The organism is Sphingomonas elodea ATCC 31461, from assembly GCF_000226955.1.
Lineage (GTDB): Bacteria > Pseudomonadota > Alphaproteobacteria > Sphingomonadales > Sphingomonadaceae > Sphingomonas > Sphingomonas elodea.
Map to the genome: position 1 here is coordinate 45953 of NZ_AGFU01000017.1, position 15662 is coordinate 61614.

A 15662-nucleotide genomic window follows, 5' to 3' on the forward strand; every position below is an offset into this window, starting at 1 on the left:
GGTGGAAACGGCCGGTCGACCGCAAAAGCTGTGGAGAAGCCCGGCTTCGGGTTGGCAAAAGCGCCCTCGCGCCCCTAGGTTCGGGCATGGCGCATTCCGGTTTCGTACCTCTTCGGGTTTTCTCCTGCTACACCATGCTGGAAGGGGCGATCGACCCCAAGGCGATCGCCAAGCACGCCAAGAACCACGGCTTCCCCGCCATCGCCGTCGCCGATCGCAACGGCCTCTACGCCGCGATGAGCTTTTCGGACGCCGCCAAGAAGGCCGGCGTCCAGCCGATCGTGGGCACGCTGCTGGCGGTGAAGCGCTCGAACCTCGCCGAAGGGCTGAACGTGCCGATCGACTGGCTGGCGCTCTATGCGCAGGACCAGACTGGCTATGAAAATCTGTGCCACCTCGTCTCGCAGGCGCATCTGGATCGCCCGATCGAGGAGGACGCGCACGTCCCCTTCGCGGCGCTTACCGGCCATACCGACGGGCTGATCTGCCTCACCGCAGGCGCCGAGGGCGCGCTTGCCCGGCTCTATGCCGAGGGGCAGGACAAGAGCGCCGAGGCCTATGCGACCCAGCTCGAGGCGCTGTTCCCGGACCGGCTCTATGTGGAGATTGCGCGCCGCAACAACGACATCGAGACGCGCGCCGAAGCCAAGCTGATCGACCTCGCCTATGCGCGGAACCTGCCGCTGGTCGGCACCAACCCGGCCTGCTTCGCCGAGGCCGATTTCTACGACGCGCATGATGCGATGCTCTGCATTGCGAACTCGACCTATCTCGAAACCGACGATCGCCCGCGCTCCTCGCCCGAGGCCTGGCTCAAGCCGGCCGAGACGATGAAGACCGCTTTCGCCGACCTGCCCGAGGCGATCGAGAACACGCTCGTCGTCGCCCAGCGCTGCGCCTATGCCGCGCCCAAGCGCAAGCCGATCCTGCCCAGCCTCGCCGGTGACCGCGAGGGCGAGGCGGCGATGCTGCGCGAGCGGAGTTGGCAGGGGCTGAAGGATCGGCTCGATTTCGCGGGGATCACCGATCCCGCCGAAGTGGAGGTGTACAACAAGCGCCTCCAGTTCGAGCTCGACATCATCATCCAGATGGGGTTCCCGGGCTACTTCCTGATCGTGGCCGACTTCATCCAATGGGCGAAGTCGAACGACATTCCGGTGGGGCCGGGGCGCGGTTCGGGCGCGGGCTCGGCGGTCGCCTGGGCGCTGACCATCACCGATCTCGATCCGCTCAAGCTCGGCCTGCTGTTCGAACGCTTCCTCAACCCGGAACGCGTCTCGATGCCCGACTTCGACATCGACTTCTGCGAAACGCGGCGCGGCGAAGTGATCCGCTACGTCCAGGAGAAATACGGCCGCGATCACGTGGCGCAGATCATCACCTTCGGGACGATGAAGGCGCGCGCGGTGATCAAGGACGTCGGCCGCGTGCTCCAGATGAGCTATGGCCAGGTCGATCGCCTCGCCAAGCAGATCCCCAACCACCCGACCGACCCCTGGACGCTGGAGCGCACGCTGAACGGCGTGAGCGAATTCCTTGCCGAATATAACGGCAACGAGGATGTGAAGCGCCTCGTCGACCTGTCGATGCGGATGGAAGGCCTGCCGCGCCACAGCTCGACCCACGCCGCCGGCGTGGTGATCGGCGACCGGCCGCTCGCGCAGCTGGTGCCGCTCTACCGCGATCCGCGCTCGGACATGCCGGTCACCCAGTTCGACATGAAGAATGTCGAGGGCGCGGGGCTGGTGAAGTTCGACTTTCTCGGCCTCAAGACGCTGTCGGTGCTCAAGAAGGCGGTGGTGCTGCTCGCCAAGCGCGGTGTCGACGTGAACCTTGATCGGCTCGATTGGGACGACGAGGGTGTCTATGCGCTCCTCCAGCGCGGCGACACGGTGGGCGTGTTCCAGCTGGAATCCGAGGGCATGCGCCGCACGCTGACCGCGGTGCGGCCGACCAATTTCGGCGACATCGTGGCACTCGTCTCACTCTACCGCCCGGGACCGATGGACAACATCCCGATGTTCGGCGCGCGCAAGGCGGGCCGCGAGCCGATCGTTTACCCGCACGATCTGCTCGAACCGATCCTGAAGGAGACCTACGGGATCTTCGTCTATCAGGAACAGGTGATGCAGGCGGCGCAGATCCTCGCCGGCTATACGCTCGGCGGCGCAGACATGCTGCGGCGCGCGATGGGCAAGAAGGTCAAGGCGGAGATGGATGCCCAGCGCAGCATCTTCGTGAAGGGCTGCAAGGAGGTCAACGACATCCCGGCAGCCAAGGCCAACGAGCTGTTCGACTTGATCGACAAGTTCGCCGGCTATGGCTTCAACAAGTCGCATGCCGCCGCCTATGCGCTGCTCGCCTATCAGACCGCGTGGCTCAAGGCGCACCATCCGCACGAATTCTTCGCCGCCTCGATGGCGTACGACATCCACCAGACCGACAAGCTGGCGGTGTTCGCCGACGACATGCGGCGGCTCGGCATCGAGGCGACCTCGCCCGACATCAACGCCAGCGAGGCCGACTTCACCGTGCAGGCGCAGGGCGAGGGGCTGGCGGTGCGCTATGCGCTCGGCGCGCTCAAGGGCGTGGGCGAGCGGGCGATGGAGCTGCTGGTCGAGGAGCGCGAGGCGAACGGCCGTTTCGCCAGCCTCGACGATTTCGCCAAGCGCGTCGATCCGCGTGTGCTCAACAAGCGCCAGCTGGAAACGCTGGCCTCTGCGGGTGCGTTCGACAGCATCGAGCCCAATCGCGCGGGCGTGCATGCCGCAGCGGAGACGATCCTCGCGGTCGCCCAGCGCGACCATGCCACGCGGATGAGCGGGCAGGGCGGGCTGTTCGGCGACGCGGAACCGGCGGGCGGCGGGATCACTGTGCCCAAGGACGCGGTCTGGTCGATGTCCGACAAGATCAACGCCGAGAAGGATGCCTTCGGCTATTATTTCTCGGCGCATCCGCTCGATCGCTACGAGCACCTGTTCCGTGGGCAGGGCGTGCGCGACATCGCCAGCCTGCCCGACATGCAGATCCCCGAGGGCGCGCGGGTCAATGCGCAGATCGCGGCGCTGATCGAGGATTGCCGCTACCGCACCTCAGCGCGCGGCAACCGCTATCTGATGGCGACAATCTCGGATCGCAGTGCGCAGATCCAGACCTCGTGCTTCGAGGAACTGATCGCCAAGGACATGGAGGAATGCGCCAAGGGCACCGGCTGCGCGATCCTGACGCTGGAGCTCGACAAGCGCCCCGGCGAGGATACACCGCGCGCGGCGGTCAAGCGCGTGCAGCCCTTCGATACGCTGGCAGGCACCACCCAGCTGGTGCTAGAGATCCGCATCGAGGATCCGGCCGTTCCCGCGCAGCTGGCCGAGCTGGTTGGCGAGCTGCGGGGCGGCGGCAGGGGCGAGATCCTTGTCCATGCCCCGATCGAGGATGGCGAGGCGACGGTGATGCTCGGCCGCGGCTTCCGGTTGGATACCGAGCTGGCGGCTCGGATCGAGAGCATGCCGGGGGTAAAGGCGGCGTCGCTGATGCCCGCCAGCATGAAGCTGCAGGCGGCAGCGTAACGCCTGCCGCCTTGCCGGCAAAGGCTGGCATCACCCGTCGCTTGCGGTGATTTTCCGGATTGCAACCCGATGCCACAGCTCCTGTTGGGGCGACGGTTTTGCGGTTGCGATCCATCTTCCGGTACGCACCTTCCGGAAACACGATGTAACCCTGGCCCCTCTCGACTTCGCCGGACGAAGGCGTATCCTGCGCTCAAAACAGCCACGCATTGGAGAGGCATATGCTGGGCGGCATGCAGGATTTCGAACTTCGGGTATCCACTTTGCTCGATCATGCGGCGCGGGAGCACGGCCCCCGCGAGATCGTGACGCGCTGGGCGGACGGCAGCGAGACGCGGACCAACTGGGCAGGTATCGCGCGCGACGCGCGGCGGATGGCGCAGGCGCTGGAGCGGCTTGGTATCCGCAAGGGCGACCGGGTCGCGACGCTGGCGATGAACCACAGCCGCCACCTCGTCGCCTGGTACGGCGTGACCGGGATGGGCGGCCTGATCCACACGATCAACCCGCGCCTGTTCGACGACCAGCTGGCGTTCATCGCCAACCACGCCGAGGATCGGGTGCTGCTCTATGACAGGATGTTCGCGCCCGTGATCGAGCGGCTCAAGTCGCAGTGGACGACGATCGAGCATTATATCTGCTTCGACGATCTCGGCCCCGACGGGTTCGAGGCGTGGATCGGTTCCGAGGACGGCGACTATGCCTGGGTGACCGGCGACGAGCGCGAGCCGATGATGCTGTGCTACACCAGCGGCACCACCGGCAATCCCAAGGGCGTGATGTACACCCATCGCTCGACGGTGATCCATGCCCTTACCGAGCTGCAGCCCGCCGTGTTCGACCTTTCGACGCAGTCGGTCGCGATGCCGATCGTGCCGATGTTCCATGCCGTTGGCTGGGGCCTGCCCTGGGCGGCACCGGCGGTAGGGGCGAAGATGGTCTTCTCCGCGATCAACGACCCGAAGGTGCTGTGCGAGCTGATGAACCGGGAGAAGGTAACGCATTCGGCGGGCGTGCCCACCGTCTGGTTCGCGATGTTCCAGCACATCGACGCGACCGGTGAGCACCCCAAACATCTCAAGATCGTCACCATCGGCGGATCGGCGGCGCCGCGGGCGATGATCGAGCGATTGATGAAGATGGGCATGCGGGTCAACCACGCCTGGGGGATGACCGAAACCAGTCCGATCGGCACGATGGGCGCGCCGTCGCCTGATTTTGACGACCTCGATTTCGATGCGCAGGTGGATCAGGTGGTGAAACAGGGGCGGGTGCCCTACGGCGTCGAACTTCGCACGGTCGATGATGCAGGCAACGTGCTGCCCCGCGACGGCAAGACCGCCGGGCGCCTGCAGGTGCGCGGACCCTGGGTGATCGACACCTATTATCGCGAGACGCGCCCGGCGGTGGATGCCGACAACTGGTTCGACACCGGCGACGTCGCCATGCTCCATCCCGACGGCGTGATGCAGATCACCGATCGCGCCAAGGACGTGATCAAGTCGGGCGGCGAGTGGATTAGCTCGGTGGAGCTGGAAAATGCAGCGGTGGGCTGCGCGGGCGTTGCCGAGGCAGCCGCGATCGGCGTCCACCACCCGCGCTGGGAGGAGCGACCGATCCTGCTCGTCGTGCGCAAGCCCGACAGCACCGTGAGCGAGGCGGACATCCTCGCTCATCTCGGCTGCCATGTCGCCAAATGGTGGCTGCCGGACGAGATCCACTTCGTCGACAGCCTGCCGCATACGGCGACGGGCAAGCTGCTGAAGATGGAGATCCGCAAGCGCTACAAGGACTATTCGCTCAAGGCGGCGTGAGGGGGGGAGGCCATCCTCTCCCTAGTCATCCCGGCGAAAGCCGGGATCTATTCACCGCTCGGTTGCAGCCAGAGCCGCTCCGGAAACCCCAATGGATTCCGGCTTTCGCCGAAATGACGGTGGTGGGGAGTAGGAGCGCCTACTCCCCAGCATCCTTACTTGCCCGCGACGATCGCCGCGCTGACTTCACCGGCCTTCGCGTCGCGGAAGCGCGCGCAGGTGCGGATCGTCTCGATCGCGCGGTCCAGGTTGAGCGTGCTGCCCTTGGTGCTGGGGCGCAGCTTGGCGTCGACCGCATCGGCTTGGGCATTGGAGCAGAGCGCGCCGAACATCTGCGCCGCGCGGCCGGAGAAAACGCCCCCGCCGCCGCCATTCTGCACGAACTCGTCGAAATGGGCGATCATGAAGTCGCTGGCGAGGTCGCGGGTATAGGGCGAGCGCAGGAATCCGGCGACGGTGAACAGCCGCTGCCGGGCACCGACACGCGGATCCTTGAAGTCGTTCAGGAACCAGCGGGCCACGTCCGGATTGTTCGAGCCCGTGATGCCCTGGCCGAGCGCTTGGAACAGCGCAGGCTTGCCTGCACTCTTCTCCAGCAGCTGCTGGGCGAAGGGTACGCCGCGTTCGTTGATCGTGACGGCGGCGGCGACGCTGCGATAGTCCGGGTCCAGTGCCTTCTCGTCCCCGGCGACGAAGGCATCGAACGCGGCCATCAGCTTGGCGCGGATGCCAACGTCATGCCCCGTCACCGCGACCAGGCTGACCAGATCCTTGCGCAGCTCGCGCTGGTCGGCTTCCTCGGCAGCGTATGCGCCGTTCGCCGGATCGAAGCCGATCTTGGTCAGCATCGGGCCGTACAGCTCGACGAAAAGCTTGCGATAGGCGGGAAGCGCCTGCGGAGTGATCAGCCCGCGCTTCTCGAGGGTGCGCAACCGCTCGGCATTGTCGAACACGATCTTGTTCGAGGGATGGGCGGCAGTGGTGCGGGTCAGCGCGATGGTGCGCGTCACCGGGCTGCGGCCGGCATAGAAGCTCGCCCATACGCTGTCGTCGACGGCGAGCACCTCCGCGGCGGGCAGGCTGGGGGTGGCGGCGATCAGCGCGTCCCATTCCGCCGGGTCCAGCTCGAAGCGATAATAGCCCCAGCCACCGGCATTGGGCACCAGCGCGCCGCTGCCCTTGGCGGACACCGTCATGCTGGGCTTGTCGAGCAGGGTGCAGCTCTTGGTTTCGCCCTGGCGCAGGCACAGCGGCACGATCCACTGCTCGGCCGGCAGATTGGCGCCGAAGAAGGCGTAGCGCGACTGGGTGGCGGTGAGGGTCGTGCCCTCACGGTGCAGCGTCACCACCGGCACGCCCTGCTGGTCGACAAAGCTCTTCAGCGAGGCGAGCACGCGCTGGTCATGCGCCGCATCGGCCAGCGAGGCGAAGAACTGGTCGGTGCTCGCATTGCCATAGGCGTGGCGCTTCATGTGCAGCCGCACGCCGTCGCGGAACGGCACGTCGCCCATATAGGCGGCAATCATCGCGACGACCTGGCCGCCCTTGCCATAGGTGATCTGGTCGAAGGCGGCGTCGATATCGCCGTCGTTGGGGATCGGCTGGTGAATCGGGCGACCGGCGGACAGCGCGTCGAGGTCCATCGCCTGGAAGCCCTCCTCGATCGCGTTCAGCTCGATGTTGAGGCCGGGGCGCCACTCGTTGCCGATCCGGTATCCCATCCAGTTCGCAAAGCTCTCGTTCAGCCAGATATCGTCCCACCAGGCCGGGGTGACGAGATCGCCGAACCACTGGTGGGCGAGTTCGTGCGCGACGACCATACCGAACGCCTGCTTGCGCTCGCTGGGTGCCTCCTCGTCAAGAAAGAGGATGCCGTCGCCATAGATGTCGGCACCGGCATTCTCCATCGCACCCGGCATGATCGGCGAGCCGATCTGGTCGAGCTTGGGGAAAGGGAAGGGCTGGCCGAAATAATTCTCGAGCAGCGCAACGATCTTGCCCGATTCCTTCAGCGCGAAATCGAGCTGCTGGGCGTTGGGCTTGGTGCCGACGACGCCCAGCGGCATCGGCGTGCTCCGCTGCGGCGTGGGGGGGATCAGCGCAGAGGCGGTGGCGAAGGGACCGGTGACCAGCGCGACGAGATAGGTGGGCAGCGGCTTGGTCGGTGCGAACTGGTGGCGGAGCAGGTCGCCGGCCTTGGTCTTGCTCGCCTCGGGTGCGTTGCTCACCGCGGTGAAGCCGGGCTTGGTGGTGATCGAGACGGTGAACGGGGTCTTGTAGCCGGGCTCGTCGAACGAGGGGAAAGCGGCGCGCGCCTCGATCGATTCGAACTGGGTCCAGCTATACCATTCCTTGTCGACATTGACGCGGTAGACGCCCTGGGTTCCGGTTCCGAACGCCGCGTCATAGTCGAACACCAGCGTCACCCGGCCGGCGGGCAGCGCCTTGCCGAAATCGAGCTGGGCGAGGCCGCTCGGGCTCTTCTGGGTGAAGGTGGCAGGGAGCGTCTTGCCGCCGGCGCGGACGGTCGCCTTGGCGATGTGCAGGTCGCGGCCGTGCATCCACAGGCTGGTCGCGGGCGCCTTCAGGTCGATGTCGATCTCGGTATGGCCGTTGAAGCGCGGTTGCTCCGGCACGATCGTGAAGTCCAGGCGATAGGCCACCGGCGTCGCGGCGTCGGGCAGCTTGCCGGTGGGCTGGGCAGGCGTCTGCGCGAAGGCGAGCGCAGGCAGGAACAGGGCGCTGGAGGCGAAGAGAAGGGCGCGCATCGGGGCTCCGTGGAAGGATGAAGGCACGAGCTTAGGCGCGGTGCTGCATTGCCGCAATAGCACAGCCGTACGCCGAAACGACTTGCCGGAAAGGCGGGCGGCTTTATGGTATCGCTATCAAGGCGATAGGAGAGGATCGATGGCACGGATGCTGCGCTGGGTCGCGGTGGGGCTGCTTGCGGCAGCGACTGCCCAGGCGACGCCGGGAGATCGCTGGACGACCGCATGGTGGACCTCGCAGCTGGCGCTCGACGGCCAGAACGCACTGCCGGCGGCGGACCTCACCGACGCGACGCTGCGACAGGTCGTCCGACTGCAGGGGCCCGCAGTTCGATTGCGGGTCCGCTTCTCCAACCGGTTCGGCACGACGCCGCTGAAGATCGACGGCGCGACGATCGCCCGCGCGGTCGACGCGGCCAGCCCACGCATCGACGCGTCGACACTGCGCCCCTTGCGGTTCGGCGGGGCGAACGCGGCGGTCGTGCCCGCCGGCTCGGACTATTGGAGCGATCCGGTGGATCTGAAGGCGGCGGCGGGGACGGATCTCGCCATCTCCCTCTACGTCGCCCAGCCGCCGGCGCAGCAGACCGGCCATCCGGGATCGCGCGCGACCTCCTATCTCGTCCACGGCGATCATGCGGGCGAGGCGGACCTGGCGGGCGCCAAGACCGTGGATCATTGGTTCCACATCGCCGGTATCGAGGCGGTGGCGCCCCAGGCACGTGCGATCGTCGCGTTCGGGGACTCGATCACCGACGGATATGGCGTGAAGCCCAACACCAATGCCCGCTGGACGGATGCGTTGCAGCGCCGGCTGCGCGCGACGCCCGGCATGGGTTCGGTGGCGGTGCTCAATGCCGGGATCGGCGGCAACCGGCTGCTCAACGACGGGCTCGGGCCGAATGCGCTCGCCCGCTTCGACCACGACGTGATCGGCCAGCCCGGCGTGACCCACCTGATCGTGCTGGAAGGCGTGAACGATCTCGGCACGCTCACCCGCGACGCGCCGGTGCCGCCCGAGGCGCATGCGGCGCTGGTCGCCCGAATGATCGACGCCTATCGCCAGATCATCGCCCGCGCCCATGCCCGCGGCATCAAGGTGATCGGCGCGACGATCATGCCCTATGCGGGCTCGGCCTATTACCACCCCGATGCGCAGAACGAGGCCGATCGCCAGGCGGTGAACAGCTGGATCCGCACGCCGGGCAATTTCGACGCGGTGGTCGATCTCGATGCCGCGATGCGCGATCCGGCCGACGCCAAGCGGCTGCGCAAGGACTATGACAGCGGCGACGGGCTGCATCCGTCGGTGGCGGGGTATGCGGCCATGGCGCAGGCGGTGCCGCTGGCGCTGTTGCGGTAAGGGGAGTCGACTGCGCGTATGGCGCACCGCACAGGAGCATCGCGCACATGCCCGGACGTTCCGCCTATATGCTGGCCGCCAGCAACGTGCTGCTTGCTGCCATCTTTGTGCTTCAGGCCGCCTGTGCCCGTGATCGGCTGCACAGCTGGCTCTTCACCGGCGCGGCGGTGGCGATCAGTATCGCGGGCGCCACGTTCTCCTGGGCTGCGGCGCGCGGCCGAAGTGCGACGTAGCCCGTTTCAGAACAGCTCGCCCTGCGGTCCGGCGGGCGGGCGGAACAGGTCTGTGCGCAGCCGCATGCGTTCGCCGTCCAGCCCGTAGCGCTTCACGGAGCGGGTGAAGCGGGTCCGGAGAAGTTCGGCCCAGGGACCCTGTCCGCGCATCCGGGTGAAGAAGCCGGGATCATTGTCCCGGCCGCCGCGGATCGACTGGATCGTGGCCATTACCTTGCCCGCGCGATCGGGGAAATGCGCGTCGAGCCAGGCCCGGAACAGCGGGGCGACTTCCCAGGGCAGCCGCACCGGCAGGAAGAAGGCACCGCGCGCGCCCGCTTCGGCCGCGCGTTCGAGGATATGCTCCATCTCATGATCGGTGACATGCGGGATCACCGGCGACATCGAGACGAACACCGGCACGCCCGCATCGGTGAGGGTGCGGATCGCTGCCAGTCGGCGCTCTGGGTGCGGCGCGCGGGGCTCCACCGTCATTGCGATCTTCGGATCGAGCGAGGTGACCGAAATCATCACCGCTGCCAGCCCCTGTGCGGCCATGGAGGCGAGCAGGTCGAGATCCTTGACGACCCGGTCGGACTTGGTGGTGATCGTCACCGGATGGCGGCACTCGGCGAGCAGCTCCAGGCAGCTACGGGTGACCCGCCAGGTGGATTCGATGGGCTGATAGGGGTCGGTATTGGTACCGAAGGCGATCGGCTTGCAGACATAGCCGCGCTTGCCGAGCTCGGTCCGGAGCAGGTCGGGCGCGGTCGGCTTCACGAACAGCCGGCTCTCGAAATCGAGTCCGGGCGACAGGTCCAGATAGGCGTGGCTGGGCCGGGCGAAGCAGTAGATGCAGCCATGCTCGCAGCCGCGATAGGGGTTCACCGATTGCTCGAAGCTGATGTCGGGCGACTGGTTGCGGCTGATGATCGTGCGCGGGGTTTCCACCGTCACGGTGGTGCGTAGCGGCGGCGGTGCGCCGTCGATCGCCTCTTGCGCATCCAGCCAGTCGCCGTCCGCCTCGCGGGCGGGGAGGTTGAAGCGGGCGCTCGCATCGTTGAACGTGGCACCGCGAACCGGGCGACTCTTTGCCATTGCCCGATCCTACGGGACGATATAGAACGAAGCAAGAACATTGAAGGGGGGATTGCGATGGCACGACTGAACTATCTCGAGCTGCCGGTAGGGGACGTGGCGGCGCTCAAGGCGTTCTATGGCAGGGTGTTCGACTGGCAGTTCACCGATTTCGGGCCGAGCTATGCGGCGACGATGAGTGGGGACACCGATGTCGGGCTCGACGGCGACGCCCAGGGGCGCACCCAGCTGCTGCCGGTGATCGCGGTCGACGATCTGGAGGCGACGCTGGCGGCGGTGGAAGCCGCGGGCGGCGTGGTTACGGTTCCGATCTTCGGCTTCCCCGGCGGGCGGCGGTTCCATTTCCGCGATCCGCAGGGGCATGAGCTGGCGGCCTGGGTGATGGAGGGGTGATCAAGGTACCTGTGCCCCTGCGAAAGCAGGGGGCCAAGGTCGGATAGGACATTGCTCGTAGCCCTGGGCCCCCGCTTTCGCAGGGGCACGGCCAAGGCAGGGACGAGCATGGAGCCTACCGCTCCTGCAGCCGCCCCATCAGCTCTACGAAGTTGCAAGGCTTGTGGCGAATGTCGAGCTGGCTGGCGAGGATGCCGTCCCAGGCGTCGGTCACCGCCCCGGTCGACCCCGGCAGCGCGAAGATATAGGTGCCGCGGGCGACCCCGGCGGTGGCGCGCGACTGGATCGTCGAGGTGCCGATCTTGGCGTAGCTCAGCCAGCGGAACAGCTCGCCGAAGCCGGGGATCTCCTTGTCCCACACGCGGGCGAGCGCCTCGGGGGTCACGTCACGGCCCGTAACGCCGGTACCACCGGTGGCGAGGATCACCTCGACCCCCGGCGCCGCGATCCACGCTTCGAACTGCGCGGTGATCGCATCGACATCGTCGCGCAGGAGCACCCGGTCGCTCAGGAGGTGGCCCGCCTCGGTCAGCCGCTCGACCAGCCGGTCGCCCGAACGGTCGTCGGCCAGTGTGCGGGTATCGGAGACGGTGAGGACGGCGATGCGGACGGGGCGGAAGGCGATGCTCTCGTCAATTGCCACGTGCGACCTCGCTCGGCAGTTTCGTGGCGCTGATCGTAACGTTGGCACCCGTGGCAGGCAGCTGGAACTGCTGCTGGATCGGCGACGGCTCTACCGGCTGCGGCGCGGGGAAGGTCAGCGCGGGCGCCCGCTGGGTCTTCAGCTTGACCGCCTTGGTACCCGCCATGCCCGGGAAGCGCGGCCACATGCCGCCAGCCAGCGCTACCCGGCTGGGCGAGGGCTTGCCGTCGTGAAGCTCGTACATCCAGTAGTTGCGCAGCACCGTCATCACATAGCCGCGCGTCTCCCAGTACGGGATGCTCTCGATATAGAGCAGCGGGTCGCCGCCGTCGCGCGAGGCCTGGTTCCAGGCGTCGACCGGGCTCGGCCCGGCATTGTAGGCCGCGATCACCTTGGGCAGCAGGCCCTGCGTCTGCGGCATGTCGCGCAGCTGCTCGAGATAGGACTGGCCGATCTCCATGTTGACCGAGGGCTTGGTCAGGTCGCTGGCGGCATAGGTGACGCCCCGCCGCCGACCGACATCGATGGCGGCGCCGGTCTTGACCTGCATCAGCCCCATCGCGCCGGCTGCGCTGCGGACTTCGGTACGGAAGCTCGATTCCTGCAGCGTGTGGGCGAACACCAGCGAGCGATCGACCCGCCAGCCGCCATCGGGCGACCAGTTCGGCACCGGATAGCGTGCCTCGACGATCGGCTTGGCGCCGGCCGGGCCGTTGTGGGCGAGCCAAAGCTCGGTCTGGGGCAGGCTCAGCTCGGCGGCGAGTCGGGTGAGCGCGCCGTGATCGTCGGGGGTGCAGAACTTGGCCTGGTGGCGCAGCACCTGGTCGGCGAGCGAGGTTTCGCCGATCTCGGCAAGCGCGGCGGCTACTCGAATGTTGGGGCGGCGCTCCAGCGCGGCCCAGTCCTTGCTGACCAGCCGGTCGCCTTCGAGCCGCTTTTCCTCGATGCCGAGGCTGGAGCGGGCGAGCAGGCCGTAGAAGGTCTCGCCATATTGGCTGGCGGCGCGCAGCTTGGCTCCTACCCGGTCGGGGCGGCCGCACGCCATTTCCGCGCGCGCGCCCCAATACAGTCCGGCGGAGCGGAGTTCGGTATCGCCCGCGCGCGTGGCGACGCGCTCAAAGGCTGCCGCGGCGCCGGCGCAATCCTGCTGGCGCCAGGCGGCGAGGCCGTCGGCCCAGTCCGCTTGTGCGGCCCATTCGCCCAGGCCCTGGCCCGCCTTGGCGGCCATGCGGCGGGCATTGGCGTCGTCGCCGGCGACGTAATAGATCCAGGCGACCTTCTGCTGCCACTCGGTCAGCGCGTCTGGGGTGAGATCTCCAGCGAACCGCGCGACCACCGCCTCGGCGGCAGGGCCGTTGTCCGCTTTCACATAGGGAGAGATCAGGATCGCGACTTCCGTCGCGGCATTGTCGCTGCGGATCGAGCGTGCGCGTTTGCGGATCGGCGAGCCGTCGAACCAGATCAGCCGTTGCGCCACCGGCAGCGTCGGCAGGTCGGAGACGCCGCGTGTCTTGGCGAGGCGGGCAAGCTGTTCCGCCTGGGGCAGTTCGGGCGCTTCGGTGATCAACGCGACCAGTTGAGATGCCTCGACGCGCGGCGATCCCTTGGCGGTATAGAGTTGGGCACGGGCAATCGCATGGAGCGGCCCCGGCTTCATCGAGTCGAGCTTGATCTGCGCGTCGGCCCAGCGACCAGCACGGATCGCATCGAAAACGAAGCGATAATCGGCACGCTGATCGGCATCGAGCTGCGGCGGAATGCTGCCGCCGCGCCGGGCAGGGGCTGGGCTGGGCGCATCCTCGTCGATCGCGGCAGGGCTGGTATCGTCCGACCATGCGGCCAGGGCCGGCGTGGCGATCGGCGCCGTCATCAGCGTGGCGGCAAGCAGGATGCGCAAGGTCAAAGGCTCGGTCCCCGGCTCAGCAGCAACAGATGTTTCCAGGTTTCGCTCTTGGCGGCCGGGCGCTCGATCAACGAGCGCGGATGGTAGGTCGCCACTACCTGGGTTGTGGTCTCGTAGCGGTTAACGTCGTGCAAACGAAGTTCCGGCGGCCAGGCTTCGGGCCCGAGAACGGCACGGGTCGCCGCATGGCCGAGCAGCAACAGCTTCTTTGGCTGCACCAGCGACAGGAATTGGCCCGCGAGCTCGACCAGTTGCGGGGCGGCATCGGCCGGCACTTGGCCGGTGAACGGCCGGGCGAAGCAGAGCGGCACCAGCTGTACCGAGTCGCGCGCAAGGCCTACTGCGGCCAGCATTCGGTCGAGCAGCGCGCCGGCCGGGCCGCTCCAAAGCGTGTCGCTGTCCTCTGGCTCGGGCATGTCGACAAAAATCGTCCAGGCCGGATCCGCTACGACCGCGGGCGCGATCAGGGGCGTGTGCCAGCTGGCCTCGGGCGCCGCGTCTCCGGTACGCCAGGCGATCAGCTCGGGCAGCGTCTGGGGCAGGGCGGCGGGCGCGGCCGCTACGGCAGGCTCGGGCTGCGGTTCCGCGCGGAGGGGGACGGGCTTGGCGAACCAGTCGCGCACATCGTCTTCCACGAGCATGTCGACCCCGGCGGAATCCCACCATTCGAGCACGCTCGCGAGCGACTTGTGCCAGCTATTGTCTGGTTCTGCCCCCATACCCATTCTTTGAATCCCAGTTGACGGCGGGGTCAATCTGGCTTCATCGCCGGATAGACGGAACGTTGCGCGCACGCGACGACAGGTGGCCGCGAGGGCCGTGTTAGTACGAAGGACTTAGGGGAACAAGGATGAGCGAACGGGAGTCGATGCCCTATGACGTCGTGATCGTCGGCGCGGGGCCTGCCGGTCTTTCCGCGGCGATCCGGCTCAAGCAGCTGGCGAACGAGGCCGGCACCGAGCTTTCGGTGTGCGTCCTGGAAAAGGGCTCCGAAGTCGGCGCCCATATCCTCTCGGGTGCGGTGGTCGATCCCCGGTCGCTCGACGAGCTGCTGCCGACCTGGCGCGACGATGGCTGCCCGATGGCGCGGACGCCGGTGACGGAGAACCATCACTGGGTGCTGAGCGAGAAGGGCAAGTCCGCCTATCCGGAGTTCCTGACGCCGCCCTATCTCCACAACAAGGGCACCTATACCGGCAGTCTGGGCAATCTCTGCCGCTGGCTGGCCGAGAAGGCGGGCGAGCTGGGCGTGGAGATCTTCCCCGGCTTCGCCGCGGCCGAGATCCTCTACAACGCGGACGGCAGCGTGAAGGGCGTCGCCACCGGCGACATGGGCGTCGCCAAGGACGGCAGCCACAAGCCCGACTATCAGCCGGGCCTCGAGATCCACGCGAAGTACACCTTCCTGTCCGAGGGCTGCCGCGGGCACCTCTCGAAGCAGATGATCCGCCAGTTCGAACTGGATGCGGAGAGCCAGCCCCAGGTCTATGGCATCGGCATCAAGGAACTGTGGGACGTGGATCCCGCCAAGCATGTGCCGGGCCGGGTGATCCACACCCAGGGCTGGCCGCTGACCGACGGCAGCAACGGTGGCGGGTTCATCTACCATCAGGCGGACGGGCAGGTCGCGATCGGCTTCGTCGTGTGGCTGGGCTACAAGAACCCGTGGCTCTCGCCCTTCCAGGAAATGCAGCGCTGGAAGACCCATCCGGAGATCGCCGAGCTGCTCAAGGGCGCCAAGCGCGTTTCCTACGGCGCGCGCGCGATCTCGGACGGCGGCTGGCAGTCGGTGCCCAAGCTGGTCGCGCCGGGCCTCGCGCTGATCGGCGATTCCGCCGGCTTCCTCAACGTGCCGCGGATCAAGGGCACCCACACCGCGATGAAGAGCGGGATGATGGCGGC

General features: G+C 67.3%; 11 protein-coding genes. 6 read left to right on the plus strand and 5 right to left on the minus strand.

What is annotated here, in order from left to right; genetic code table 11:
- The first annotated feature begins 86 nt into the window (after window positions 1-86).
- On the plus strand, window positions 87-3566 hold the full coding sequence (dnaE, locus tag KK7_RS0106585) for a DNA polymerase III subunit alpha (protein WP_029622963.1): 3480 nt from the start codon (window positions 87-89) through the stop codon (window positions 3564-3566).
- A gap of 221 nt (window positions 3567-3787) precedes the next feature.
- Window positions 3788-5380 carry a long-chain fatty acid--CoA ligase gene (locus tag KK7_RS0106590; protein ID WP_010543848.1) on the plus strand — a complete coding sequence of 531 codons (1593 nt, stop codon included), beginning with the start codon at window positions 3788-3790 and terminating at the stop codon, window positions 5378-5380.
- A 155-nt stretch (window positions 5381-5535) separates the two neighbouring features.
- Here the strand turns inward: KK7_RS0106590 and KK7_RS0106595 are convergent, their stop codons facing one another.
- Entirely contained in the window at window positions 5536-8148 is a 2613-nt protein-coding gene (locus KK7_RS0106595; protein WP_010543849.1) for a M1 family metallopeptidase, read from the minus strand.
- Window positions 8149-8287: 139 nt separating this feature from the next.
- Here KK7_RS0106595 and KK7_RS0106600 point away from each other — a divergent pair, with 139 nt between their 5' ends.
- Both KK7_RS0106600 and KK7_RS0106605 read left to right on the plus strand, forming a co-directional pair.
- A complete protein-coding gene (locus KK7_RS0106600; RefSeq protein ID WP_010543850.1) occupies window positions 8288-9511 on the plus strand; it encodes an SGNH/GDSL hydrolase family protein in 1224 nt (407 codons plus the stop codon).
- Between the two features lie 47 nt (window positions 9512-9558).
- The gene (locus KK7_RS0106605; protein ID WP_010543851.1) at window positions 9559-9744 is read left to right on the plus strand and encodes a hypothetical protein; all 186 of its coding nucleotides are present in this window, start codon (window positions 9559-9561) and stop codon (window positions 9742-9744) included.
- Window positions 9745-9750: 6 nt separating this feature from the next.
- Here KK7_RS0106605 and KK7_RS0106610 read toward each other — a convergent pair whose 3' ends face one another.
- Complete coding sequence (locus KK7_RS0106610) at window positions 9751-10821, minus strand: PA0069 family radical SAM protein (RefSeq protein WP_010543852.1); 1071 nt, start codon at window positions 10819-10821, stop codon at window positions 9751-9753.
- A 57-nt stretch (window positions 10822-10878) separates the two neighbouring features.
- Between KK7_RS0106610 and KK7_RS0106615 the strand changes: the two genes are divergently transcribed.
- Entirely contained in the window at window positions 10879-11214 is a 336-nt protein-coding gene (locus tag KK7_RS0106615; RefSeq protein WP_010543853.1) for a VOC family protein, read from the plus strand.
- A gap of 115 nt (window positions 11215-11329) precedes the next feature.
- On the opposite strand, the gene moaB is transcribed toward KK7_RS0106615, so the two are convergent.
- From moaB to KK7_RS0106630, 3 genes are read right to left on the minus strand one after another with little or no spacing between them, the layout of a single operon-like run.
- A complete protein-coding gene (gene moaB, locus KK7_RS0106620; protein WP_010543854.1) occupies window positions 11330-11857 on the minus strand; it encodes a molybdenum cofactor biosynthesis protein B in 528 nt (175 codons plus the stop codon).
- Window positions 11847-13760 (minus strand): lytic transglycosylase domain-containing protein, encoded by a 1914-nt coding sequence (locus KK7_RS0106625; protein ID WP_010543855.1) that lies wholly within the window; start codon window positions 13758-13760, stop codon window positions 11847-11849. Before KK7_RS0106625 ends, moaB begins: the two co-directional genes overlap by 11 nt.
- A complete protein-coding gene (locus KK7_RS0106630; RefSeq protein WP_010543856.1) occupies window positions 13757-14479 on the minus strand; it encodes a uracil-DNA glycosylase family protein in 723 nt (240 codons plus the stop codon). Before KK7_RS0106630 ends, KK7_RS0106625 begins: the two co-directional genes overlap by 4 nt.
- Before the next feature lie 131 nt (window positions 14480-14610).
- Between KK7_RS0106630 and KK7_RS0106635 the strand changes: the two genes are divergently transcribed.
- On the plus strand, window positions 14611-15662 hold a 1052-nt coding region (locus KK7_RS0106635), incomplete at its 3' end, for an NAD(P)/FAD-dependent oxidoreductase (protein WP_010543857.1).

Excerpts from the sequence above, each read along its gene's own strand:
- dnaE (WP_029622963.1), top strand. The coding sequence starts at position 87 with ATGGCGCATTCCGGTTTCGTACCTCTTCGGGTTTTCTCCTGCTACACC.
- KK7_RS0106590 (WP_010543848.1), top strand. The coding sequence starts at position 3,788 with ATGCTGGGCGGCATGCAGGATTTCGAACTTCGGGTATCCACTTTGCTC.
- KK7_RS0106595 (WP_010543849.1), bottom strand. The coding sequence starts at position 8,148 with ATGCGCGCCCTTCTCTTCGCCTCCAGCGCCCTGTTCCTGCCTGCGCTC.
- KK7_RS0106600 (WP_010543850.1), top strand. The coding sequence starts at position 8,288 with ATGGCACGGATGCTGCGCTGGGTCGCGGTGGGGCTGCTTGCGGCAGCG.
- KK7_RS0106605 (WP_010543851.1), top strand. The coding sequence starts at position 9,559 with ATGCCCGGACGTTCCGCCTATATGCTGGCCGCCAGCAACGTGCTGCTT.
- KK7_RS0106610 (WP_010543852.1), bottom strand. The coding sequence starts at position 10,821 with ATGGCAAAGAGTCGCCCGGTTCGCGGTGCCACGTTCAACGATGCGAGC.
- KK7_RS0106615 (WP_010543853.1), top strand. The coding sequence starts at position 10,879 with ATGGCACGACTGAACTATCTCGAGCTGCCGGTAGGGGACGTGGCGGCG.
- KK7_RS0106630 (WP_010543856.1), bottom strand. The coding sequence starts at position 14,479 with ATGGGGGCAGAACCAGACAATAGCTGGCACAAGTCGCTCGCGAGCGTG.